Raw genomic sequence first — 26,485 nt, forward strand, 5'->3', positions numbered from 1 at the left:
ATCATGCTCCTATTTCTCTTTAATATTTGTAACTTGTAGCTCTTTTAGTAAGCGTTCAACTGATTCCTTTTGTACTTTCGCAATTTCTTTCTCTCCAGCATTCACGGAACCACAAGCAACCGCCCATCTGTACGCTTCTTCATCGCTGGCGCCTTGAGATAGTTTAAAGATTAATCCCGCTAAAAAAGCATCACCGCTACCAACTGTATTTACTACATTTATTTTTGGGGCATTTACTTGATAAATACCCGTAGAATTAATAAATAAAGCACCTTTTTCCCCTAATGAAAAACATACATGCTCAATCCCTAAATCTCGTAGCTTTTCACCAGCTTGAATAAGATCTTCTTGCTTCTCTACTGGCTTTCCAATCAATTGACTAATTTCGTCTTCATTCGGCTTAATGGCAAATGGAATTGCTTCAATACCTTGCTTTAATGCCTCTCCACTCGTATCAAGGGCGACACGAACACCTTTTTGTTTTAAGTGATGAATAATCGTTGCATACGCATTTGATGGTAGCCCTTTCGGTAGGCTGCCAGAAAGTACTAAATATTCCGAACTTTCCGCTTGAACTTCAACCCATCGCAACATTTCTTTCCATTCATGCGGCTGTATTGTCGGACCCTCTTCTAAAAGTTCAGTCATTTCCTTTGTTTGGTAGTCTGTCACAGTTAGACAAATCCGACTTTCGCCTTCTATTTGTATAAAACTTGTTGGCAGTCTCTGTTCTTGAAGAGATACTTTAATTTTTTCTCCATTTAATCCACCAATAAATCCACCGATTAATACATCTCCATCAAGTGCTTTAATAACACGTGCAACATTTATCCCTTTTCCGCCACCTTGTTGAAATTTCTGCATTACACGATTTGTTTGACCCATTACGAAAGAATTCATTTCATAAACTTGGTCAATCGCAGCATTTAATGTAACAGTTGTTATCATTTTTGTAACATCACAATCTTTTGTTCTACTAACTTAATAATTGCTTCACGTGCTGGAAGGAAATACTTTCTTGGATCGTTCTCATTTGGATTTTCTATGAAGAATGCTCTTAGTTGTTCAGCAAATAAATCTTTTAGTTCTGTTGAGAAATTGACCTTTGCAATTCCATAATTCAAAGACTTACGTACACTCTCTTCTGATACACCAGAAGCTCCGTGCATTACTAATGGAACATTTGTCACACGATGAATTTGTTCTAATAATTCAAATTGAAGTTTCGGTTCTTGTTTATATTTCCCATGTGCTGTACCAAATGCCGGGGCAAATGATTGGATTCCTGTTTCCTTAACAAAACGTTCAGCTAAATGCGGGTCTGTGAAGAAGGCATTTTTTTCATCAACAACTAGGTCATCTTCTACACCACCAATTGTTCCTAGCTCTGCTTCTACAGGTACATTTATTGCACTCGCAACCTCTACTACCTTTTTAACAAGGTTTATATTTTCTTCAAAAGGTAATTTTGAACCGTCAATCATCACAGACGTATAACCTGCTCGTAAACATTCCATAACGACTTTTAATGATTCACCATGATCCAAATGTAAGGCTACTGGTACTTTTGCTTGTTCAGCTGCCGCCTTGGCAAGTGCTATCATATACGGCATTCCAACATATTGATACGTACTAGAGGTCGTTTGTAAAATAACTGGTGCCCCTTCTTTTTCTGCTCCTGCAATAATCGCTTTAATAATTTCTAAATTATGCGCTCCAAAAGCACCAATGGCATAATTATTTTGGTAAGCATCCGCTAACATTTCTTTCGTCGTTACTAATGGCATAATAAGCTTCCTCCAAGTTTGGGTTGTTGGTATAACTAAAGTTAAAAAAATTTACAGGACATCTCAATGAATTCAATTTAGTTCAGTATAGAATCTACAACGGTCGCCTCTCACGATCGAAATGCAAAATTCCACTGGTTTTCCTAATGTATCAAATGCGGTACGTTCTAATAATAAAGCTGGTTTGCCTGTTTCTGTTTTCAGGAAACGAGCCTCTTCTTCCTTAATAAGGACTGGCTCAAATGCTTCCTTTGCTCTCACAACACTAATGTTAAATCGTTGTGCTAATAAGCTATACAAAGAGGAGGAACTAACCTCTTGTAATAATTCACTATCATTAATAATACTTTTCGGTAAAAAAGAAGATTCCAATACAATTGGTTCATTATCTGCAAAGCGCAGTCGTTTTATTTCAATGACCTGCTCATCTTCCTGTAATTCAAGGGCATTTTTTACTTTAGTCGACGGATATAGTTCCTGAATGACGAGTACTTCATCTCGTGGGTTTAACCCCTTTTCCTGTAACACTCGGCTAAAACTATAAAAGCCACTGAGTGATTGTTCGAATCTTGGTTTAGAAACGAACGTGCCTTTTCCTTGAATTCTGTATAATTTCCCCTCTTGTACTAAGTCCTCAATTGCTTTTTTTACTGTATTACGGCTAACATGGAATATTTCCATCAGTTGATTTTCAGAGTCAATTTTATCCTCTGGCTTCCACTCACCCGATTGAATTTTAGTAGATAACCTTTGTTTCAACTGATGATACAATGGTATTACACTAGCTTGATCTAATGGTTTCATCTTTTAATCATCCTTTTTTAGGGTATTTTAACCATTATACCCTTTTCCTTTCTTCGGTACGAAATTCCTCACTTCTAAAACATTGATTCGTAATTGATTACTATTGCTTCCTATTGATGGGTCCATTCCTACACTTTTTCAAAAGCGATATTACCTGAGCAGAAGGTTTTTTCAATTTCTCCATCGGCATTCAGCCAAACAATTTCTGCATCTTTCCCTACAGCAAGTGAGCCTTTTTGGTCAGCTATCCCTAAATGAGTTGCTTGATTTAAAGAAACGAGATGTGTTTGTTCTATCATGGATAGATGTAACCATTCCTCTACATTTTTCCTGGCTTCATTCATATTTAAAACACTCCCCGCTAAAGAGCCTGTTTTCCGTTGTATACAGTGGTTGTCGAATACTTCTACTTCTTCTCCACCTAATGTATAAATCCCATCTGGCATTCCTTTTGCACGCATACCATCTGTAATGACAAGCATTCGCGTCAATCCTTTTAATTTGTGAACCATTATTAATAAATCTTTGTGGAAATGGATATTATCTGGAATAATTTCCACATAAACTTCTTCATCTAACAGAACTGCACCTACCACACCTGGATCACGGTGATGGATTCCTCTCATTCCATTGAACAAATGAGTAGCATGTGTGACACCAGCCTTTATGGCACGATTCGTCATGTCATAATCAGCATCAGAATGTCCAATCGAAGCAATGACATTTTTATCCGTTAAAGTCTGAAGAAATTCAAAGTTGATATCTTCTTCGGGTGCAAAAGTGACAAGTTTAATGTCTCGATTGGACTTTTCGTATAAATAATTAAATTGAGTAGCATCCGGCTTTAGTATCGCTCCCTCTGGCTGTGCACCTTTTTTTGAACGGTTAATAAACGGACCTTCAAGATGGATACCGATCATTTCAGACACAGCTTCGGGCTGCTCCTTTTTATATAAAGCTAATGCGTCGATAGCTGCTTCTATTTCTACCATTGGACAAGACATCGTCGTCGCTAAAAATGCTGTTACACCTTCACTTGCCAAGTATTTAGCGATTTTTTCATAACTTTCTATGTCGCCATCCATAAAATCATATCCAACTGCACCATGGACATGGATATCAATCATCCCTGGAATAATATACCCTTGCTGCTGACAATCAATAATTTCTTCAGACCCTGCTAGCAATGGGAAATTGTCCATGAAATCAATTATTGTAATCTTTTTATCTGTAATTTGTAAAAAACCATTTGTTATAATTCGATCTTCCATTACAATATTTGCATGAATGATATATGTTGTCTTATTCATCTTGTCACCTCTTCATCGGTTCAATGTGTTTGTGTTGTAACTTCTAATCGACTTTCTGCCTCTGCCTTCTTTTTGAAAATATTAGACGACATCCAAGTTAAAAATAAAGCTGTTACACTTATACCGAAAAACGGCAATAAGCCAGGTATCCAAGTAAAAATAAGATAGAGGATCGTAAGCCCCACTATTGATCCAATCATTTGGAGTGGATATGCAATACTAAATAAAATCGACACGGCAAAGTAACGGAAGTAAGGTAACTCATAGTGAGCGTAAATTTGGAATATGTTTAGCACCATTACGCCATATATAATACTAATCGTTATAAATATTGTAAGAGAAATTAAACCCATCATACCCTGGAATGTTGAAATGATTTGAAAGTTAATCGTTAAAAAGTAACCAACAGCAATTATTATAATTCCAATTTTATTTGATGGAATAAACTCAACTTTATATGTATCCCAGTATGTTTTTACAAGTTGTTTTAAACGGTCTTCTCCTTGCAATCTTTTACGTAAAGTAGTAAACATCGCAACTGACGCCGGTGTTACTCCAAATAGTACAAGTCCAAGTAATGTTAAACCAATCCACATTAGCTGCAATACAGCCAGTAAAGTAATCAATTCAACAATCGAGTATAACTTCCCTTTCCACCCTTCAAATGTCATGTACTTTGCCTCCTTACAATTGAAATTACATGCACGACCTATAGAGTCGTGCATGTCTCATTCACATTCCGTATTAATATAACTTGCTTCATTGGGAGGTCCCCACTTTTGGTGATCAACCATCCATTGATTTACTGATAGAGTGGTATTGCATTATTCTTTTGTACGGTCATATGCACCTTGAGCAATTTCCATATAGTCTTCTAAGCCCATTTTTTCGAGTGTTTTCTTGTAGTCATCCCACTTATCGAAACTTGTTTTTCCTGTAATGAAGCCCGCTATACTTTCGTCGATATACGTATTGATATCTGTTAAAATTGCCGACACCTTATCATTTTCCTCAACAGTATAGTTTAGACCTGGAATAATATCTTCTTGTTTTAGTGCGTATGGTTTTACTTGCGCTGCATTCTTCACAGAATTTTCTTTTGATTCTGCACCTTGGAAGAATTTCTGTGTAACGATACCTGGATAATAACCACCTGGCCATGTTAAATATTCACTGATCGCTTGGTCCATTGTTTTACCCTCTGGATTGTTCGTAATCGTATCTAAATATTTGACGTTTCCTTCCGCATCTTCTTCATACGTTACGCCTTCAAAGCCCATAAAGAACATTTTATTTCCTTCGTCCCCATATAAGTGGTCAATCCAGCGTACCATTGCTTCAGGATTTTCCGCTTTATCTGTAAGAACGAACATCCCTAAGTTACCAAGACCATTTGACACCGCAGTATATTGACGATCACCATTCGGTCCTTCTAACACTTGTGCCCCTACATAATCGTCTAATTTAAAGACCTCTTTCGGATCTATATCGCTTAGCATACCGAAATTCCCTTTAGTAGCTTCAGCAGCAAAGGTGTGTATTTCTACGGTAAACACATCCTTGTTAATTAACCCTTCAGTATAAAGCTTATTTACATATTGAAGCATTTGCTTGTATTCATCTGTTGTTGGCACGAAACGGAACTCTTCTGTTCCTTCTTTAAAGTCTAAATTCGGATTCATTGTCCCTTGCTTATTTAATCCGAAAGAACCTTTTAGGGAATCCATTAGGTATTTAATACCATAGCCTGTTCCCCAACCTTGCTCGTCCTGTATGCCGTTCCCATTCGGGTCTTGTTCTTTAAATGCTTTCAACACTTCATATAATTCGTCCGTCGTTTCAGGAGATTTTAAGCCCAATTTATCAAGCCATGTTTGGTTAATCCAAGGCATTCCTAAATGTAGAGAATCAAATCCTGGGTCAAAAATTGCTGGGAAGCCATATATTTTGCCGTCCGCCATTTTGATACCTTGTTTAACACTCGGATATTTTTCTAAGATTGCTTGGAAATTTGGTGCATATTTATCAATATAATCATCTAGTGCTAAAAACACGCCTTGTTGACCGTATTTAATTAAATCTGTTTTTGAAAATGCAGATGCAAAGAAAACCTCTGGATAATCTCCTGCAGCTAACAACAAGTTCCTTTTCTCTGCCAATGCATCTGTTTGTACAGTTGTCCAATTCATATGAATGTTAGACATTTTCTCAAATTCTTGCCATAACATTAAATTATCCCAATCTTGTGATGAGAAAAATTTTGCTGCAAAGGCATCCACTTCAATCTTTTCATTCACGATTGGCATGCCTGTTTCATTGACCTTATCAGCATTGGCACTAGGCTCATATTCACTACCACTTTCTTTATCCGAGCATGCTCCTAATAGGCTTGCCGCTAACATCATACTTGCTACTGCACCATATACTCGTCTCTTTTTTACTGTCATTATAATCTCTCCTATTCTTTAACCTTTTAGTGAACCAATCATGACACCTTTTACAAAATATTTTTGTAAGAACGGATAAAGCATAAGCATTGGGAGGTTGGCTACAATTAAAACAGCATATTTCAAACCTTCAATGCTAAGTTTTTGAGAAAGTAAGCTTTCTGAAGTCGATTTGATCATATCGTCTACTTGCCCTTGAATTAAGATTTGTCTCAGTATAAGTTGGAGTGGAAATTTGCTTTGGTCTTGCAAGTAAATTAATGCTTGGAAATACGAGTTCCAATGTCCTACTGCATAAAATAGAACCATTACAGCCATAACTGGCATTGATAGAGGTAATACGACACTCCACAAAATTCGGAAATGACCAGCACCATCGATCGTTGCAGATTCCTCTAGTTCATGTGGGATAGATTGGAAGAATGTACGCATAATAATAATGTTCCATACGGCAACCGCATTTGGAATAATCATTACCCAGAACGTATTAATCATCCCTAAATCACGAATAAGTAAATAGGTTGGGATTAACCCTCCACTGAAAAACATCGTGAATACCATAAATGCCATAATAACGCCTTTTCCTTTTAACTCTCTTCTTGATAGAGGATAGGCTGCACAAATGGTCATAACAATGTTCAATAGCGTACCGAAAAATGTGTATTTTAAGGTATTAATAAAACCGTTTATAATGTCTTTATTTTGAAATACTTTTTCATATGCCTCTACAGTAAATTCTTTTGGCCATAGCCACATATCACCTGAAAGAACATACTCTGGATTACTAAGTGATGCACTTAGTACAAATATCAACGGATAAAGCACTACAAGCGCAACAATTGCTAAGAAAATGTAATTAAATACCGTAAACGCTCGATCGCCTCTTGTTTCTTTCACATTTACCACCCCTTTACCATAAACTTGTGTCACTAACTTTTTTAGCTATCTTATTCACCATAATGAGAAGGACAAAGTTTATGATTGAGTTGAATAAACCTACTGCTGCTGAAAAGCTGTACTGTGCTTCTAAAATCCCACTGCGATAAACAAATGTTGAAATAACATCTGATGTCGAAATGTTCAAGTCATTTTGCATTAAAAATACCTTTTCAAAGCCTACTGCCATAACTGAACCCATATTCAAAATAAATAATATGACAATCGTTGGCATAATCGCAGGAATATTGATATGAATAATACGCTTGAATTTAGAAGCACCATCAATCATAGCCGCTTCATGCTGTGCTGGATCAACTGCTGCTAATGCGGCTATGTAAATAATCGAACTCCAGCCCATTGTTTGCCATACGTCTGATAATACATAAATCGATTTAAACCATGCAGGTTCTGTAATAAAGTCAATCGGGTTACCACCAAACAACATGATTACTTGGTTAATCATTCCATCTGGTTTTAAGAACAATAGCAACATACCTACAACTACTACTGTTGATAAAAAGTGCGGTGCATAGATCACCGTCTGTACAAACTTTTTATAACGTAAACTTTTTACCTCGTTTAATAATAAAGCAATAATAATTGGCACAGGGAATGCTACTAGTAATGTAAATACTCCGATGCCAACCGTATTTTTTATTAGTCTCCAAAAATAATAACTATCAAAGAAACGTTCAAAGTGCTTAAAACCTACCCATGGACTATCAGCAATTCCCTTTGTTGCGATGAAATCTTTGAAAGCGATTTGTAAACCGTAAAGTGGATAGTAATGAAACACTACAAAATAAAGAATGACAGGAACTAACAATAAGTAGAGCTCCCAATTTTTCCTAAGCGATTTTTTCCACTCTGCCCAGTGATTTTTCTTTTCTCTTTGCTTTTTATTGGAGATTTTTGTTTCTTTTGCAGAGCTTTCTTCCAAAGTTGGTTTATTCGCAAGCGTCATACTTACACCTCCTATTTATTTATGTGAAAGAATAGTAGACTCTTGAGAAATTTCAACAACTTTCCCTCCACTACGGAGTGAATCTGCTGCAGCACAACCAACCGCAACACTCATACGACCTGCAAATGGAGTAGTTAATGGCTCTTTATTGTAAAGAATGAGCTCCACAAAGTCTTGCGCAATTTTAGGATCTGCCCCGCCATGACTACCTTCTTCTGGTTTCATTTCATAGACAACATCGCTTAGCTCTTCCCAAGAGTTTGATTTACGTGTTTTTAAGTAGATTTTATTGTTAACATCATCATTTTCGATACGACCTTTTGTACCGATAAATGTATAGTTTCTCGAATAATCTGGCGTGAAGTGACATTGTAAATACGAAGCTTTAATACCGCCCTCTAGTTCCATAATAAGCATGTTGTTGTCTTCAACATCAATCTCTTCACGGAACGCACATTCTGTAAACGTATGAGGAACATATTCTGGACATGTATTCTTTTGGTCACATGTAGGACATGTTAACGTATTTGGTTTATCGCCACCGTAATAATCTAAGCTCCCAAACGCAGAAACCTTTGTCGCATACTTACCAGAAATCCAGTGAATAACATCTAAATCATGTGACCCCTTTTGTAGTAAAAGAGATGTCGTATTTTTTGAGTTACCATGCCAGTCATGATAGTAGAAATATCCGCCAAACCCAACGAAGTGACGTACCCAAATAGCTTTTAAATCCCCAATAGCACCTGAATCGATTAAACCTTTCATCGTTTGATACATGCTCATATAGCGCATGTTGAAACCGACCATTAAGTGCTTACCTGAACTCTTCCAAGCATCTAGAATTCTATCGCAGCCCTCTACTGTAATAGCTAAAGGCTTTTCAGCATATACATGCTTCCCTGCTTTTAAACAAGCAATTATATGTTCTTCGTGTAGGTAGTCTGGCGATAGAACAGCAATAGCATCAATATCGTCTCTCTTTAATAATTCCTGATAATCTTTCGTTAAAAATAAAGGAGTTTCGAATTTTTCCTGAAATTTATCTAAGCGCTCTTGAGAAATATCTGCCAAAGCAACAATCTCTGATTCCCCATCAGGCTTATGCCAATATAGGGCTAACCCACCTCTTAGTCCAGCTCCTATTACTCCAATACGTACTTTCTTCATTATTTCTCCCCCTTTTTATACACATCTATATCTCTTTAAGAAAACGGTTACAAATTTGTAACCGCTCATCACACCAGTAACATCACAACCACACATTAACACGTTGTAGGTACAAGTTAGGATAAACAATTTAACGAAAATTGCGATAATTACGTTTTTATTAATATATAATTCTGCCTCTAACCATGTCAATATAAATAATAAGTGCAATTTTGCAGAAAATATCATACTTTTCGATCATATATTTAGTTATCCCATTGGCAAATTCAATATTTAAAGTATTCCAATTGCAACTTGACCCATTCACTATAAAATCCATAATTAACTAAAAAAAAAAAATATTTTTTTAGTTGTTTTTTCTGCTCAAGTTTTCAAATCACCAATTCCGTAGTTGCCGACTTTGCATGTTCGATTACTTTATTTAGATTTTGCTTTAATTTCTCGAATAGGCTTTCTTCCATTAACTAATAAAACATGGAATCTCACTAGGGTTTTTACAAAATAGTTCAAATTAGAAGAGTTTTCCGAAAATATAGGGAAAACCCCTATTGATAATCGCCATATAATAGCGAGATAATGTGAACGTGAAATGAAAATAACATGACGGGTGTGAGTGTACATAGTGATGAACCGTATTGGTGACATTCAACCACTAATTCAAGATTATCGATCCAAAATCAGCGCTAATGAATCTGAATTAACAATTAAGATTTTAGATGACTATGAAGAACTCTTACAGTTGTTCAATCAAAAAAATGAGATGATTAATCGAATTTGGGATTTCCATGAAAATAAAAAGTATCAATTGGCTCAAGAAACTTTGGATCCACTTGAACAAATTTTATATAGCTCTTTATTAGGAATCCGTACGTTAGACCAGGAAGCCCAATCAGACTCTGCAAAAAATTATTTAGCTTCACTAAAAAAAGAAATTGAAAAACAATTAAACTATTTAAAAAAAGCTTCTATTAGTGTATATCCCTTATGTATGCAGGATTTGGGACCTTACGGGGCTATTAAATCTTACTATGAACTATTTAAAGATGGTAAGAACATAACAATTGACATTGACTTTAAAGGAACGCTAAAAAGGCAGCCCCATAAAGTAGAGATTCATATATTTCGATTCATCCAACATTTGATTCAAATTATTGACAACCTTAATACTGTTGTCTCATTAAGTGTCACTATTAATGAAAAGGATGGTCGAATCGTTATCACATTTGTAGGAGAGGCTTTAGTAGAACGACTAAACCACTCTTCTAACTATCAACTATTTAAAGAATTAGTCGACAGCATAGAAGACGTTGAGATTCTAGAGAAAAATGAAAGTACATTTAATCTAGTTCTACAAACAATTAGATAACACTAACAAAAAATCGACGCGTTCCTAAAGAGCTGCGTTACTGCCTATCCAATAAAAATAAAAACTCCTTTGTAGAAGACTTAGAACGATGTCTTCTACAAAAGAGTAATGTCTTACGATAATAATCAATTACGCCTAGGCTAACCCTTGTCCAGATTTTTTCCGAGCTTAGGCCCTGCACGATGCAGGTTAGTTAGCCGTTGTCGCATGGATGCGACGGACTTAGGCTAACACCCTAAATTAACTCCTCTAAAAATCTGTGACATCCGCCGGGGGCTTTAACTTGCTTCAGCAAGTTAAAGGTTCAACTTTTTCATCCACATTTCTCGGGACAAAAATTTCGATCGTCGTTCCCTCATTTGCTTTAGAATGAAACTGCGCAGAACCACCTACCCCTTCTGCTCGCTCCTTTATACTATATAAACCAATACCTTTTCGCTGTGCGTTTTTTAAATAATCCTCTACGCAAAATCCGATGCCATTATCTTTAATTGTCAAATTTACTGAATCCTCACCCATATTAAGAGATACATAGACTTCGCTTGCTTTCGCGTATTTTGCTGTATTATTTAGTGCTTCTTGGCAAATTCGATAAAGAGCTGTTTCAATTTCTTGCTTTAACCTCCCAACTCCCCTTTTTATTTCAAATTGAATTGAGATATTATGAATCTGTTTGTATGTTTCAAGATAGGACCTCATAGCTGGAATAAACCCTAAATCATCTAATGCACTTGGCCTTAATGAACGTGCAATTTCTTTTACTTCCTTCATTGCCTCTTGTGTCATCATCTTTATAGTTTGAACGCTTTCTTCATTCTTTTCTACGGATTGATCTTTATTTACAGTATTTAAAGTAACTAAAATACTAAATAGGGATTGACCGAGACTATCATGTAACTCTCTAGATACACGCTTTCTTTCCTCTTCATGTGCTTCAAACACTTGTCTGGATAAGTTTTTTTCAGCCTCATATAACTTCAGCTCTGCATCCATTTGTTGCTTTTCCGCATTTTCTTTGTCAGTTAAAATCTGCTGAATCTCAGGGAAATAGATCGCACGATAAATATAAATGTATGCAATAAATTTGAAACAATGCCCTAATAAATTTTCAATCGCGTACACATGCGTATAAAGGGTAAAAAAGAGCTCCCCCACCATCATGATAAATAAGGCAAAAATCATGCGGAGCAAATCGATAGTTGGTTGTGACTCTTTTATATATCTTGTTAATAAAATAATAAATGTAATAAAAATAGTTGTACTTATTACATACTCAAGCGAAACCTTAAGACCTGTAACCCCTTGTTCATTAAGTAGGACCGGAAGTTGTTCTGGTATTGTAAGAATAATCGTTGTACAAATACTCACAATTAGGACGGTTACACAGAGACCCCAACCACGTTTAATAAATAGCATTTGGTTTGGTCTAAAGACAAACAGAGCAACGCCAATACTTTCTATTAATCGTGCTACAATCCAAAACCATGTGGCACGGGTAGCAGAAAACTCATCGTTAATAAAGGGCATTCCCTTATAAGTAAAAGTATGAGCTAAATCAAAACAGCCTACCGCTAGAAAAACTAACCCAATAAAATATTGGGATTTAAGTCGATGGGTAGAGTAAGTTATCCATGCCTGTACAAATAAAGAAAAAGAAACAAATATACTAAATAACTCAAGCATTGTATGTAGTAATAAAAAATGATCATCTACATCTGCAGATATGTGTGCCATTTGAAATCGGAACAGCAAAAGTAATGCAAAGATTGAAAAAATTATAAAGTTAATTTCTTGTTTCTTTAAAGCTGCCATCTGCTTGTGCTCCCTTAATCAAAATCTAAATAGCCATTTTTTACTGCAAATTCCACTAAATCTGGACGTGTTTTTAGTTGTAATTTATCCATAATTTTCGATCTATGGGATTCTATCGTCTTTATTGAAAGAAACAACATCTCCCCTATTTCCCGATTGGTATAACCCTTAGCCAAATAAGATAATACCTCTTGTTCGCGGCCCGTTAATTTTTGCAAGTTACTCTCATTATCAACTGATTTTTTCATATATTCTTCTAATAAAAGTTTTGTAGCATTAGGATATAAATAAGCTTCTCCGCGGTAAACTGTCCGAATCGCTTCTAATAAATCATTTTCATGATAACTTTTTAATAAGTAGCTAGAAGCCCCCGCCTGCAATGCGTGGAATAGATATTCCTTACCTTCATGCATCGTCAAAACGATGATCTTCACCTTATTATTCGCTTCATTTATTTGTTTTGTTGCTACAAGACCGCTCTTCTTTGGCATATTTAAATCCATGATGATTACATCAGGGGTTATTTCTAATGCTTTATGAACGGCTTCTTCTCCGTTCTCTGCTTCATCTATTACCTTCATATCCGTTTGACTATTAATCATATGTTTAATTCCCGAGCGTACAATGGCATGATCGTCGGCAAGCAATACTGAAATCATACTTGCACCTCCTAAATTAGAATCTCTAAAATACTATACCATATTTATCATATATATTGGTTAAACATAGGTATTTTTGAATAAATTTACATAATAAGGTAAATACCCACACAATTTAGGGAATGAACTAGTAAAGTATAGGGATTTTTATATTTAACGCATAGGGCTTTCCCTTATAGTGATAGTTGTTATTAATTGTAATAATAGTAAATAAGAATACTCCGACAAATTCATAACTTTTTTGAAAAGAGGGAAATTGATGATCACAGTTCAGAAATCCTTATTTGAGAATCAAACAACTATTATCCATATGATTTCATCCGGTATGCCATTAATTAAAATACTAAATTTTATTGTGAATAGCATTGAAAATTCGTGCGATCCTTTTAGTCTGTATGGGGCCATCATGTTGTACAATCCCACACTAGATCAATTAGGGGAAACCGTGAGTTCCTCTCTCCCTACAAACTTTATAAATTCTATGGAACCAGTAGAAGTCAGTCCTTATGGAGGTTCATGTGGAGCTGCTGCCTATTTAAAACAACCGGTTATCGTATCAGATATTGAAAATAATCCTATTTTGGAAAAACAACGAAATAATGCAATTGTACATGGATTTCGTGCTTGTTTTTCAACACCTCTTCTCTCTTCAAAAAATGAATTATTAGGAACAATTGCAATTTATAGTAGAGAGTTAGGAAATCCAGTTGAAAAAACGTTACATGCCGTCGATTTTTATAGCAAACTAGCCTCTATGGCCATAGAGATTTCAAATAACAGTAATTGTACTCCCCTTTATTCATTTGAAATAGATAATCGTTTAAAAGAAAAAAACGAAAAAGTATTAACTGAATTATATACAGCCTTAGAAAATGAAGAATTTGAGGTATATTTTCAACCCTTCTTTGGTGTAAACGAACAATTACTAGCTGTCGAAGCACTTATTCGTTGGAATCATCCTCATTTAGGATTATTGTCACCAGCCTCTTTTCTACCTGTTGCTGAGGAAACAGGATTTATTCTTAACATAGAAAAATGGGTTTTAACTCAATCTATTTATAAATTGAAAAAGTTACATCAATATGGTTGGCCTGATTTAAGCCTTTCTGTTAATATTTCTGCCCAACAATTTGACAATCCTCGTTTTCCCGAAATGGTGGCAGAGCTTTTAGAAAGGATGTCGCTCCAACCAAAAAATCTAACTCTTGAAGTAACTGAACGGTTTCTTATTCACCAAGAAAATGTCGATACAGTCAATCGCCTAAGGGCAACTGGAATAAAATTATCCATAGATGATTTTGGCACTTCTTATTCTTCCTTAAAGTATTTGAAAGAATTAAAAATTGATGAAATAAAGATTGATCGTAGCTTTATATCAAACTTAGAAATGGATGAGACTAGTCAAAAAATAGTTAAAATGATGATAACGCTCGGTCATCAACTGAACTTAAATATTGTCGCTGAAGGTGTTGAAACAGAAAAGCAACTACAATTATTAAAGAAGATGAAATGCGATTCATTCCAAGGGTTTTTATTTAGTAAACCGATTTCGTTTGATCACTTGAAAAAAGTCTTTCTTTCAACAATGAAATGAAACATGGAGTATTATCCATTGTCGAACTTGGACACATGTATAAACGCAAAAAAGCTCGCCACTACTGCGATAAACAGTAATGACGGGCTTAAAATTATTCACGTGTACGCTCAATATAAATGAGTACATACTCTAATAATTAACTTGTTGCGTAATTTTCAACATTATCATGTGGTGAAGTAAATACTCCATCTGCTACTGCTTTACGTATTAGATCGTACGCATTGCGATTTACTAATATTACATTCAATAAAAATTTGTAATGATGCCCGCTTTACGTCTTGAAACTTTAATAGCTCAAGTACCTTCGTCAATTAACCCTTGTGCTCCGGTTCGTGATCTGTGTGACCTGGGGAAATAATCGTAATCATTTGCTACTACCATCCTGTGCAGTTGATTTACCAAAATAATAACCAAATACCATCGTTAAAATGGATAGTGTATACTCTACCGGAATTCTTCCAGAAACCGCTAAATAAGCAAATACGAAAGCAAATAACAATGTAATGATTTTCCGCACTTCTATAAGTGCTATTAGTTTGATTCTCATTCCACTATTCTCCTCCCAATCGATCTAATCGTTTATCCGCCGAGCTAACAGACCCTTCAACCTTTGCTACCCGTTCCGATACAGCGCGTTCTTTTTGATCAACTTGAAAGGCTACTATCAATGATTCAACACTGCCGTTAATCGTACCCAATTTTCCTATGTTACTTGAAGTTTCAGGATGGTCATCATACCCTTATAAATAATTTTTCAATTTAAAAAGCACTCATTATATAAGAAAAAAGCTGTTTATTGAACGAAAACGCATTTTTTAAAGTGGAAAATAGACAGTAACACTCTGAGAAAATAAACAATCACTTATTGTTCAATGCATGAAAAAGCCGTCGTTACAGGCTAAATCAAATTTAAAAAGCATTTGTAAAAAAATTTGCCTTACCTATTTTTTAGTATATTCGTGATATGGTGAATTTGATATACAACTTATTTAAAAATAAGCGCTATCAGATGCAAAAAAAGGCGTTTGTCACTTATTTATATTTAAGTCGTATATCGATTTAGACAAATAGCAAAAAACTGATTTGAAAAATGCGCAAATTTTTTTACTCAGTAGCAAAATCAAGCGTTAGTAAGAAATAAGATATGCCAGTGTGCTATTTTTTATATCTCGGGCTTTCATGATAAGGATCAAAAAAATTTAAAATTCGGTGTACTTTGAAATTATAAAAAGTGCATAACGCTTATATATCAAGGATTTCGACACTTTACGAAACGTATTTGTTTCATATGTATAGGGATGGCGGGAGTTTTGACCGAAATCTCCAAGAACGTTGTTATATCAACGTTTAGCAGCTCATCTTAATTAGTTTGATTAAAATTGAAACAAACCACATAATTTCGTCCAAAACAAGTACCTATTTCTAATTGATTCATATGATTTATATAAAAGGGGGAGAAGGTTATCGTATATACTGAAACAATTGATCTTCAAGGTTATTTATTTACAGCTGTTACCGTTCATTTACCTAAAACAACATTGCTAACGATTTCGAATGAACGTGGATACATTATGTGTGGTGCATTGGATGTCGGACTGTTAAATGAAAAATTAGCCGATCGCAAAATCATTGCCGGTCGTGCGGTTGGTGTAAGAACAATCGATGACTTATTAAAAGCGCAATTAGAATCTATCACATACGAAGCGAAAGCGTGCGGCATCGAAGAAGGTATGACTGGCGAAGAAGCGTTATTAAAAATGATTTAAATTGGATTCATAGCCAAATACGTAATTTCAGGGAAAATGAGATCCATCCCTAACAAGCTTTTACCAGCAAATTTTCCTGTGCAAAAGATGACTGGCATCTAGATACAATATTCTTTCTTGCAAAAAACCGCTCTTTCAATTTCTCGAAAAAGCGGTCTATATATTTTTCATTGCCTATTTCTAGGTACAATCACATTTGTATATTTAAATCGCTTTATTATAATAAGAAGCTTTGTTCCCTTTACTTCTCTTTACGGCTAGAAGCTCTTCTAATTTCTGAATATATTCATGATTTGTTGATATTCTTGTAAGGCTTGTTAATAAATATGGTCTCAATCCGGAATTGATTTTTTGGCATCGCGCAAGATTAATTAAATACTTGGCCATCTTAAAAGACTTCAAGTGCGTATGTCCATTTTTAAACTCCTTCTTCGTATTGACGACCATAAATTCTTGCTTTCGCCCTTTATTAAAAGGAATAATAATAAACTCATCTTTTTTGAAAATTTGATTCATATTATCCTCATCCTTTTCTCGAATATACTCATAAACGGTCTTTCACTTACAGAGAAATACCAATCACTCCGCTTTCCTACACGCCCCTCTCGCCTCATTTGTTTTATTGGTCTTACTTCTCCTTACTCTATTTATCGATTACTATATTCCAAATTCAATGAAATAAGCACCTTTTTTAATATAATTAACAATTCAATCACGTTTTTACATCGTTTTAATATAGAATATTGCGAACTTAAAGGCAAGGGTAGGACAATTGCTGCTATTTCTTCAAAAAAAGAAAGGTGTCTGCCAAGTTATAAGGGTTTAGAGGGTGGAATTAACTCCGAAAGTTGTGCTAGTCAAATTCGGCATATCTAAATTTTAAAAAAAGACTAAGAAAACCCTTTTTAGGTTAGAATACTCATAATTTATAAATCAGTGTAAAAAGGATGATTATTAAATGAGTGTTATAGTACTAGAAAACAAAAGGATTATTCTAAAAGGGATTAATAGATATGAGTTAAATTCTGATGGGATATATTATAGAAATGATACGGAAGAGGAAAGATTTCTTTTCATATTTCTTATTAATAGCAATGAACTTTGGAGTGAGTATTATTTCAAATTTTTATATATTGAGATGGATGATGGCAATTTGTATAAATATTTTTCTGATAAAAAATTATATGATGTAATGCAGAAAATGGCTAAATATTTTGAAGAAAAGGGCATTGGTAGTGAGGTAGAAAATTGTTTTTATGATTATCATTCTGATAGTTACGATTGTGAAGATTTAGAAGATATACTAGAAGAAGATGAGCATTTAGGACAAGCTGTTGAAAGTTATGTAAAAATTAGAGATACGTTCAAATTCGTTAATGAAGATATTTCAGTTATAGCGAATAGAATAGATAATGCTTTTGGAATTATATAAGCGGTACAACCCACCCACTCTTTAAAGAGGTATTTCCAAAATTTGTTTTATAACAATACATTAATTTGTTAATAATAATGAAACATCCATTTTCAAAAGGAGTTTCTCATGACAAAAAAATTAATTCAGGCTATTTCCGAACATTCCCTGCCATTAAGTGATGCAAGTTTAAATAAAATTGTGGAGGCAATTGGAGACGCAAAAATTGTGATGATAGGCGAAGCGTCCCACGGAACATCAGAATTTTATAAAATTCGTGCTGAGCTCTCAAAAAAGTTAATTGAACAAAAAGGATTTCAACTGATTGCAGTAGAAGGAGATTGGCCATCCGCTCAAACAGTGAACCGATATGTAAAGGGCTACAGTGTGGAAGGTGAAACCATAAAAGATGTTTTAATGAAAGCTTTCCATCGTTGGCCAACATGGATGTGGGCAAATGAAGAAGTCGCAACCTTTACTGAATGGCTAAAAGAGATCAATAGAAATCGCGAACAAAAAGTAGGCTTTTATGGCATAGATTTATATAGCCTATTCGAATCAATTGATGAAGTATTAAAATTCTTATCGAATAAGCCTCAATATCAGGTTGATTTAGAGCATGCAAAAAAGGCTTTTACTTGCTTTGAACCGTACAATCGTATGCCAGAGCATTACGCCCTTTCCACAGCTCAATTTTCTGATGAATGTATTAGCGAAGTAGCTTCCTTATTACACTCATTACGTAATCATGAAGAACTTTATTCGAGTAGGCAGGAAGAAGATTTAAATGTCGTGATGAATGCACTCGTAGCCAAAAATGCAGAAGCGTACTACCGAAAGATGATGTCAGATGAAAAATCGTGGAATACGCGCGATTATCATATGGTGGAAGCGATTCATGAATTACGCAAATATTACGGAGAAGAAACAAAGATCATCGTTTGGGAGCATAACACACATATTGGTGATGCTTCTGAAACATCAATGAAAAATGAGCAAATGATAAATGTCGGTCAAGTTATTCGAGAGCAATGTGGGAAGGAAAACACCTATGCAATTGGTTTTGGCACGTATGAAGGCACTGTGATTGCTGCAGATAGTTGGGGGGACCCTTTTAAAATCATAAAAGTTCCACCAGCAATACTAAGCAAATGGGAAGGCCAACTCCATGCAGCAAGTCCAGAAGATAAAGTATTATTATTTAATGATGAAAATAGAGAGTTATTTAATGATTGGATTGGTCACCGTGCGATTGGCGTTGTGTATAATCCCGCGTTCGAAGCCTACGGAAATTACGTTCCTTCCAGAGTTGGTAGCAGGTACGATGCATTTATTTACATCGATCAAACGAACGCTTTAAATCCTTTACAACAATGACAATAAAGTAAGCAACACCTCAGAAGTACCGTCTACTTTTGGGGCGTTTCGTTGCGATCATCCAAGTGTTCAACCTTCACCTTTTTATAGTATTTATATATATTTAATAAAAGTACCAGTACTAGGCACAGTCACATAGAAAAGGGATATTGCCTAAGAGTTCAACTCCTGTTTAAAATCCCTAGTCTTTAAAATGTTGATATGACTGCATTTACAGCCAATTTTTATGAAGATGGCGGGGGTATGCCCTGTCGTCGCGGAATGCAGTTATATCAAGGGTTTATAGCCATCCTGACCATTTTGAACATGTTTTTGACCTTAAATACTTGAATTATTTACGGGGACATTTTGCAAGTATGATTTATATTGCGGGTATTTTTCAATTAAATGACTTAAAGCTATAATTAAATTTTCATCTTTAGCCTTTATTCTCAGATACTTTAACAGTGTGTCAATATCTATTGAGTCATTTACTGAATATAATTCAAATAAATTTTTAGCTTTTTTATCTAACGAATTAAACACTGCATCGGATTCATATCTATTCCTTAATTTAAGCAATGTTATAAAATTTTCGTGTTTTATAGTACCATCATTTATTAAAGAAATTTTTTGATTGAAAAAGTCTACATCAAAACTTATAGCATTACTAATTTCTTCTTTATAAGGCATAGTAATAGGATATTGTGGTGTTACATCACCTTTACCTTCATGTGCTTTATTACAAGCTATACAAGAAGAAATCAAATTATATGGATTCATTGAAAGTAAAGGGAACTTCGATTTCGGAAAAAAGTGCTCAATATTATTATTTGAATTAACTACTACTGTATCTAAATCGCAATAAGGACATACAGACAGCTCGTTTTCTTTTTTAAAATTCTCATGGAAAGATGAACGGTTATAATTAGACATATTTAACATTCTCCATATGTTCATGTCTACAAATAACTTATTGTAATAAAAATCAACAAATAAAATTTTAACTTCATTTGGTAAAGTTTCTTCAATAATATTATAATTCTTCAATTCTATATTTTTATTTTGATAAATATATATTTTAACAATCCTCTTTATATTACTTTTATCCTGTGTAACTAATAGTTCCTTTATATTTCCCTTCAATTTAATGCCATTTGATTTTAATTCCATTATATAATCAATCAAATCTTTTTTATCAGAAGATAATATTGCATATGTATTTGTATTCTGCCAAAAATCAGTATTATAGTTGACTGTTTTTCCAGACAATTCTAATAAAATTTTAAGAATTTTTGTTATTACGTTAGTTTTAAAAGCGTTTAAAAAAATATAATTAACATCGTTAGTTACTTTCCACATTATTTTTCCTCAACATTTCGTTAAATACTTTGAATCTCATATAAGATTCGCCTAAATAATCGAAAATCTCTTTTAATTCATCAACTGTACCATTTGCAACTTTTTCAGATACGATTGCTTCTGTGTAATTGTTATTATATGTGTTAGTAAAAAATATACTATTTATTTCCGCTTCGCTTGCTAAAAACGTTTTTGTACTTTGTGGTAAATTTCTAAATGTACCATTTTGAACTGTAATAATATTTTCTGGAAATAAAGTATTTATAAAAGTATAGTTATGTGTCGAAATAAGAAAATGCACATTATATTTCTTAAAAAAATAATTTAAGATAGTAATTATTTGTTTTGTCCACGCAGGATTTAAATGTAACTCTGGTTCCTCGATTACAATTATAGAATTGTCTTCGATTTCTGTAAGAATTGATAATATGCGAACAAAAAACATTTTTTCACCCGAACTCATATTTCTCAGGTTGACATGTACTCCATTTTTAATAAAACTTAAATCATTTAAATAGAGTTCCCCATTGGCTTGTTTATGCATTAATAGGTCAAAGGTTATTCCATTAATTTCTACCCATCCTTCTGCATCCATATACTCTGATATAACTGAATCGCCACTATAATCCAAATCATACACACGTACTTTATTTTCAAAAGTCAAATTAAATATTTCAAAAACATTTACTAAAGATTCCTTATCTTCTTTAAAGATTTCAATAAAATTTGCTATCCCATTTGAAATAGAATTAAAACTATAATGATTTGCTCCATATATTTTAGATATGTCGTAAATGCTTACTCTTTTTTCACCAATATAAGTTCTCGGTCTTTCAAAAGGATATTCGCCGTGGAAGGAGAATACACTACCTATTATTTTTGAAGGCAAAAATCGTTTAATTTGATCATAAGTTACTACATCTCCATACTTAAAATCTTCTTTATTAAATTTTCCCTTTTTAAAAGGATCTGTTTCTAATAATAATGAATAACCTATTACATCTTTAATAGCAATATAGATACTTTCTTCATATTTTTGAATTAATACTCTATGTTTTTTTCCTTCTACAGTAATACTGTAGAATAGAAAAAAATTAGAAAATATTCTATTGTGGTATCTCTCTAAATTATGAAATATGTTAGTAATCATACTTAAAAGTGTTGTTTTTCCTTGTCCATTTTCACCAACTAATACTGTGAAATTATTGCTATAGTAATCTTTATAGTAACTTGGGTAACTCCCAGAGGGTTTAAAAACTATGCTCTGGTTCTCAATAATTTTGTAGTTCTCAACCTGAAGAAACAATAATTCCATAATAACTCACTCCAATCATCTAAATTTTACCATATTTTTCAACTGTAAAGTTTTTTATGTATAAGAAATACAATTTCTCTTCTACTAATTTTGCTATATAGACGGCCTTATTTTTAATTTCTTGAAAGTTGCCGAATACTATATATATGTTTTTAGATTTTCTTATTAAAGCTTTTAACTTCACCTTCTTTTAAATTTAATAAATATGCACTGGATATAGGAAATTCTATTGTAAAATTTGCCTTAAACCTTTTATATATTCATAGTACATACCATCGAATTGAGGGTATTTTTTAAAATTATCAACTTGATCCACCCAATGAGTTTGATTAATACCTACTTTTGTTTCTAAGAATATTTCCATCTCCCTCTTGGTAACCAGTATAAATTGTTAGTAGAAACAGATTGTTTTTTTCTTTGTAAACCCTACAATTAAATTTCGCTATCATATACTTTCTCTCCTTTATAAATAAAAAGAGCAGTACCATTATTTATAGTCAAAAAAAAGAAGCTTTTTCTAAAAAAGCTTTTCCTGACCATAGTAATAGCACTGCTCTTGAAGTGATCACAGCTACCACCAAAAAATGAATCCACCTCACTCAAAGGAAGGCTCTCAGTCGTTCCTATAGCTCCACAGATAGCTTTTGTGGCTTACATGAAATTCAACTTATAATTGATTTTTAACCTTGTACCTATACTCATTTCAAATAAAAAACGAGATAAACACTTAGTTTATCCCACCTCTTTACTACTCTTATTCAATTGCTTCAGAAACAGTTGAGCTTACTATGTGTACTCATTGAAACACACTTGACCAATTGTTAATTTAGCTTCGTAGGAACGCTCATAGTCACTTTTCCGACCTTTCATAAGCCTTATTACAAATTTCAACTTCAAAAGGTTATGTTTACTACAAATTTAATATTTGCTCGTGATAATTAATCACCAAATACCATCTTGTCATAATCAGCCCTATACATCCATTTAAAGCCACCTGCTACATTACGCTTTCCTTTACAACAGCTAGAAATATGACCATAAGATTTGATATTATTTTTCAAACCTGCTTCTGTAATTGAATTGTATTCGTCAAGTAACTCTAGACTATCGTTTAATTTCACAACACTTTTTCTAGAAGATGATTTATTAGGAAGAGTTTTAGGTAATTCTCCACTTAGCAAATATTCTTCGTAATCTGATTTATACAACCATTTAAAGCCATACGCTTCTTCATTAAAACCTAGTAAACACTTATTAATTTTATGTTTTTTATTAGTAACATCATAATAAGTAGTAGCTGAACTAATAGAATCCCATTCTTTAATAAACTTCATTTTTAAACTTAACTGGATTATTTTTCTCTTATGTTTTGGTGAAGTATTAAAATCACATTTATTAATTTCACTCCATTTTTTAAGATATCGACGAACCATTTCACGGTGTATTTTTAATTCTACCGCAATAAGCTCAATATCCTTTATACCATCATTCCACAGTAACAAACATTGGTGACTCAGAGATGTTTGCGCTACATTTTCAACTTCCATCCAATCTACAGTACTTAAATCGAAAAAAGTAGTTAAAGGACTATTTACAATGTTCATCTTTATACAATCTAAGTCACTTTCTCTAGAATCAATCACTATATAATGTTGAATGTTATTTTTTAACGCTAGTATTTGTTTTTCTGCATCATTATTTATTTCTTCTTCTAAATTTCTCCCGCCTTGTGTTCTAAAACCACCATTAAAATGTTGCCCTCCGTGTGTTTCAATTATCATATTCAACGAAGGTATATAAAAATCAAAACGTTTATTCTCAGACCAATCAAATGGCTTTCCATGCTCAAACTGAACGTTTAACTGTTTTAAAACTTCTCTCATAACTCTCTCAGGATACTTAATTCCACCTGAACACATGGAACAAGATAAACCATAGATATTTACATCTGCGATTTTTTTGTTTTTGATATGTTCATCACAATTCGAACATCTCCAATCAACTTTATGTTTGCTAAATTGCATATATTTTTGCCCGTCATTTTTATTGAATAGTAAGTTTGCTAATTGAGGATTGGTAGTAGCCATATCGTTAAACCCAACTAATATAGCTCTATTGGTACAGTATATGCATTCTCCACCATTAGCTCTGTGCTTTATCGTTTGGGGGTAACTATGACCTTTTTTACACCTCCACCAAACGCTTTCGTTACTCTTAGGAGTATACATGTCAGGTGTCTTCTCATTTTTCTCATAATCCCATTCTTCTGAAATAGTTGGGAACTCTATTAAAAAATTCTTTCTTTTAGAAGCATATCTACCTGAACAATAGGGGCAGTCTGAATTGTTGCCTGCTCTATGTCCTATTGCAACAACCCATTGATGCTCAGTAGGATAAACCTTACAACACCAATATGCGCTTTTGTTGCTCCATTTAGTGACCTCATAAACAATCAATCCTAATTCTTCGTTTTTTTCAAAATCCCATTCAATAAATAGCTCAGGTCGTACCTTTAATATTGCATTATCTTTTGTAATCTTATTTTCATCTAATTTAGTACCATTTCGTATATTTACGAATTCATATTCACTCATGAAAATCACTCCTCATAAAAGATTATTTATAACTCTAACTTTAATTATATATAAAAAAACAAAACTACCTACCTCATAAAATAAAAAAATACACCTAGTAGTAACTAGATGCATTTAGGTAAAAGTTACTCTCCTAGTACAACAAAAAAAGAGTAGCTCTCAAAAAGTATTAAAAACTGTTAATTATGGAGGTTAATTTTAATTCTACAAAATCATCATTGTAGAAGAAAACTCTATCATTTCATCGATATACTTATTTACTTCAATCTCTCGAACAACCATATTAGCCCCAATGAATCACGACTTATTTTCACCTTTGCTGCTACTACGCAGTATAAATTACTTAATCAATCAACAGATACATTCTTAGGAAACTGTCAGCTAAAAAGAAAGACTACTTTAAGCTGAATAGAAATAGTCAATCGCTGTCGTATCGTCTAAATTAACAACTTCATTTTTACACTCGTGACAAAACCAATATATTCCTTTAATATAATTCCATACCAAATAAATTACTAGTGGAGGACAATTAATTGAGTATTAAAGTATCTAGTACCGCTTCAAACTTAGATATCATAAAAATCGAAACAGAATTTTCACAACGACTACCTATTTACCAACGCCTTGAAAATGAAGGTGTTTATGTGCTAGAACAAGCTTTAGATATCTCAGATTTAAAGGTACATCACATCATTTCGAGAATAAAAGAAAAAAAGTCATTCTTAGATAAGATTGATAGAAAAAAAACTACAAATCCTTTCGAAGATATCACAGATATAGTTGGCATAAGATTAGTCTGCCTATTTCTATCAGATATCAATAAAATAGAAGAAATAATCTCTACCAATTTTGATGTAATCACAAAAGACAACAAGGTTAATGATACAAACAATTCAAACACTTTTGGTTATATGTCTGCTCATTACATAGTCAAAATCAAATCAGAATACACAGGTTTAAGGTACGATTCTATTAAAGATACTCCTTTTGAAGTACAAGTTAGAACAATCTCAATGGATGCTTGGGCAAACATCTCACACTTTTTAGAGTATAAGAGTGATAATGATATTCCACCTGAGCTTAAGCGTGATTTTAATGCACTTAGTGGTCTTTTCTATGTTGCTGATACACACTTCGAAATGTTTTATAGGGAGCGTCAAGTAAATACTCAACAAATTAACGAAGATATTGAAGGGATAATAAGTAAAAGTAATCAGTATGATGATAGAAAAATAAATTTAGATAGTCTAAGCATTTACTTAAAAAGTAAATTCCCAACTAGAACCCACGGCAACAGTAATGATATCTCAATATTAGTCGACGAGCTAGTAACCAACGGATATAATACAATTCAAGTACTAGATAAAAACATCGATAGGGGGTTAGAAGCTTTTAATAAATTTGAATCTGATAGGTATTCTAAAACCCCATTTATGGATGTAGGTGTTGTTAGAATTTTATTATCACTTATAGATAAAGATATTAGACACTATTTATATCCAGAGGATGATGCTAACATATATACGCCATATGAAAAATATATTAATGATTAAATAACTTTTTGAACATTGCTTAGACGTCTGTTTTAAAAAGTAGCAGGAAGTCATAAATGAAATAACTTATATCAAGATAAGCTTGTTTAATATCATCATGACTTGCTTTAAAATGTTTCCTAAAAGTTTTCCATTGGCTCTTAGTGAGTAGCAATCTAATTGCGTTCTCATTACGAGCCTTTTTAGCTTCATTGATAAACAACAGGTTATTCTTGGTATACATTCATTTTTTACCAACACATTACACTATATGTTATAATTCCCTGAAAATAT

Annotated in this window: 22 protein-coding genes; 6 read left to right on the forward strand and 16 right to left on the reverse strand. The window is 33.5% G+C overall.

The genetic code is table 11. The features are described 5' to 3' along the window. Positions 1–9: 9 nt before the first annotated feature. From pfkB to O7776_RS15895, 9 genes are all read right to left on the reverse strand, one after another. Entirely contained in the window at positions 10–948 is a 939-nt protein-coding gene (gene pfkB / locus O7776_RS15855; protein WP_274307928.1) for a 1-phosphofructokinase, read from the reverse strand. Further along, positions 945–1,787, reverse strand: a complete 843-nt coding sequence (locus tag O7776_RS15860) for a class II fructose-bisphosphate aldolase (RefSeq protein WP_274307929.1) — start codon at positions 1,785–1,787, stop codon at positions 945–947. Before O7776_RS15860 ends, pfkB begins: the two co-directional genes overlap by 4 nt. Before the next feature lie 72 nt (positions 1,788–1,859). After that, entirely contained in the window at positions 1,860–2,591 is a 732-nt protein-coding gene (locus O7776_RS15865) for a GntR family transcriptional regulator (protein ID WP_274307930.1), read from the reverse strand. Positions 2,592–2,719: 128 nt separating this feature from the next. After that, a complete protein-coding gene (gene nagA, locus O7776_RS15870) occupies positions 2,720–3,901 on the reverse strand; it encodes an N-acetylglucosamine-6-phosphate deacetylase (protein WP_274307931.1) in 1,182 nt (393 codons plus the stop codon). A gap of 20 nt (positions 3,902–3,921) precedes the next feature. Beyond that, positions 3,922–4,572, reverse strand: coding sequence for a YesL family protein (locus tag O7776_RS15875; RefSeq protein ID WP_274307932.1), 651 nt, complete (start codon positions 4,570–4,572; stop codon positions 3,922–3,924). A 153-nt stretch (positions 4,573–4,725) separates the two neighbouring features. Next, positions 4,726–6,348 (reverse strand): extracellular solute-binding protein, encoded by a 1,623-nt coding sequence (locus O7776_RS15880; RefSeq protein WP_274307933.1) that lies wholly within the window; start codon positions 6,346–6,348, stop codon positions 4,726–4,728. 18 nt (positions 6,349–6,366) lie between these two features. Further along, positions 6,367–7,245, reverse strand: a complete 879-nt coding sequence (locus O7776_RS15885; RefSeq protein WP_274307934.1) for a carbohydrate ABC transporter permease — start codon at positions 7,243–7,245, stop codon at positions 6,367–6,369. Between the two features lie 13 nt (positions 7,246–7,258). Beyond that, on the reverse strand, positions 7,259–8,251 hold the full coding sequence (locus tag O7776_RS15890) for an ABC transporter permease (RefSeq protein WP_241370082.1): 993 nt from the start codon (positions 8,249–8,251) through the stop codon (positions 7,259–7,261). A 15-nt stretch (positions 8,252–8,266) separates the two neighbouring features. Next, complete coding sequence (locus tag O7776_RS15895; protein ID WP_274307935.1) at positions 8,267–9,421, reverse strand: Gfo/Idh/MocA family protein; 1,155 nt, start codon at positions 9,419–9,421, stop codon at positions 8,267–8,269. A gap of 622 nt (positions 9,422–10,043) precedes the next feature. Between O7776_RS15895 and O7776_RS15900 the strand changes: the two genes are divergently transcribed. Beyond that, on the forward strand, positions 10,044–10,787 hold the full coding sequence (locus O7776_RS15900; protein WP_274307936.1) for a hypothetical protein: 744 nt from the start codon (positions 10,044–10,046) through the stop codon (positions 10,785–10,787). A gap of 288 nt (positions 10,788–11,075) precedes the next feature. Here the strand turns inward: O7776_RS15900 and O7776_RS15905 are convergent, their stop codons facing one another. Together O7776_RS15905 and O7776_RS15910 are read right to left on the reverse strand one after the other, a co-directional pair. Continuing rightward, positions 11,076–12,599 (reverse strand): sensor histidine kinase, encoded by a 1,524-nt coding sequence (locus O7776_RS15905; RefSeq protein WP_274307937.1) that lies wholly within the window; start codon positions 12,597–12,599, stop codon positions 11,076–11,078. Positions 12,600–12,613: 14 nt separating this feature from the next. Next, complete coding sequence (locus tag O7776_RS15910) at positions 12,614–13,258, reverse strand: response regulator transcription factor (protein ID WP_274307938.1); 645 nt, start codon at positions 13,256–13,258, stop codon at positions 12,614–12,616. Between the two features lie 259 nt (positions 13,259–13,517). Between O7776_RS15910 and O7776_RS15915 the strand changes: the two genes are divergently transcribed. After that, entirely contained in the window at positions 13,518–14,852 is a 1,335-nt protein-coding gene (locus O7776_RS15915) for a bifunctional diguanylate cyclase/phosphodiesterase (protein ID WP_274307939.1), read from the forward strand. Between the two features lie 367 nt (positions 14,853–15,219). Here O7776_RS15915 and O7776_RS15920 read toward each other — a convergent pair whose 3' ends face one another. Continuing rightward, a complete protein-coding gene (locus tag O7776_RS15920; RefSeq protein WP_274307940.1) occupies positions 15,220–15,402 on the reverse strand; it encodes a hypothetical protein in 183 nt (60 codons plus the stop codon). 916 nt (positions 15,403–16,318) lie between these two features. Here O7776_RS15920 and O7776_RS15925 point away from each other — a divergent pair. Beyond that, positions 16,319–16,621, forward strand: a complete 303-nt coding sequence (locus O7776_RS15925; RefSeq protein WP_274310527.1) for a YunC family protein — start codon at positions 16,319–16,321, stop codon at positions 16,619–16,621. Positions 16,622–16,825: 204 nt separating this feature from the next. Here O7776_RS15925 and O7776_RS15930 read toward each other — a convergent pair whose 3' ends face one another. Next, positions 16,826–17,137 (reverse strand): hypothetical protein, encoded by a 312-nt coding sequence (locus tag O7776_RS15930; RefSeq protein WP_274307941.1) that lies wholly within the window; start codon positions 17,135–17,137, stop codon positions 16,826–16,828. Between the two features lie 442 nt (positions 17,138–17,579). On the opposite strand from O7776_RS15930, the gene O7776_RS15935 reads away from it, so the two are divergent. After that, positions 17,580–18,053 carry a DNA polymerase III subunit alpha gene (locus O7776_RS15935; protein ID WP_274307942.1) on the forward strand — a complete coding sequence of 158 codons (474 nt, stop codon included), beginning with the start codon at positions 17,580–17,582 and terminating at the stop codon, positions 18,051–18,053. A gap of 108 nt (positions 18,054–18,161) precedes the next feature. Next, entirely contained in the window at positions 18,162–19,409 is a 1,248-nt protein-coding gene (locus O7776_RS15940; RefSeq protein ID WP_274307944.1) for an erythromycin esterase family protein, read from the forward strand. A 318-nt stretch (positions 19,410–19,727) separates the two neighbouring features. Here O7776_RS15940 and O7776_RS15945 read toward each other — a convergent pair whose 3' ends face one another. From O7776_RS15945 to O7776_RS15955, 3 genes are all read right to left on the reverse strand, one after another. Next, a complete protein-coding gene (locus O7776_RS15945) occupies positions 19,728–20,750 on the reverse strand; it encodes an HNH endonuclease family protein (protein ID WP_274307945.1) in 1,023 nt (340 codons plus the stop codon). Beyond that, the gene (locus O7776_RS15950) at positions 20,734–22,065 is read right to left on the reverse strand and encodes an ATP-binding protein (protein WP_274307946.1); all 1,332 of its coding nucleotides are present in this window, start codon (positions 22,063–22,065) and stop codon (positions 20,734–20,736) included. Before O7776_RS15950 ends, O7776_RS15945 begins: the two co-directional genes overlap by 17 nt. A 938-nt stretch (positions 22,066–23,003) precedes the next feature. Next, entirely contained in the window at positions 23,004–24,659 is a 1,656-nt protein-coding gene (locus tag O7776_RS15955) for a zinc-ribbon domain-containing protein (RefSeq protein WP_274307947.1), read from the reverse strand. Positions 24,660–25,192: 533 nt separating this feature from the next. Here O7776_RS15955 and O7776_RS15960 point away from each other — a divergent pair. Next, positions 25,193–26,212, forward strand: a complete 1,020-nt coding sequence (locus O7776_RS15960) for a GTP pyrophosphokinase (RefSeq protein WP_274307948.1) — start codon at positions 25,193–25,195, stop codon at positions 26,210–26,212. Positions 26,213–26,485: the final 273 nt, after the last annotated feature.

It is taken from the genome of Solibacillus daqui (assembly GCF_028747805.1).
Lineage (GTDB): Bacteria > Bacillota > Bacilli > Bacillales_A > Planococcaceae > Solibacillus > Solibacillus daqui.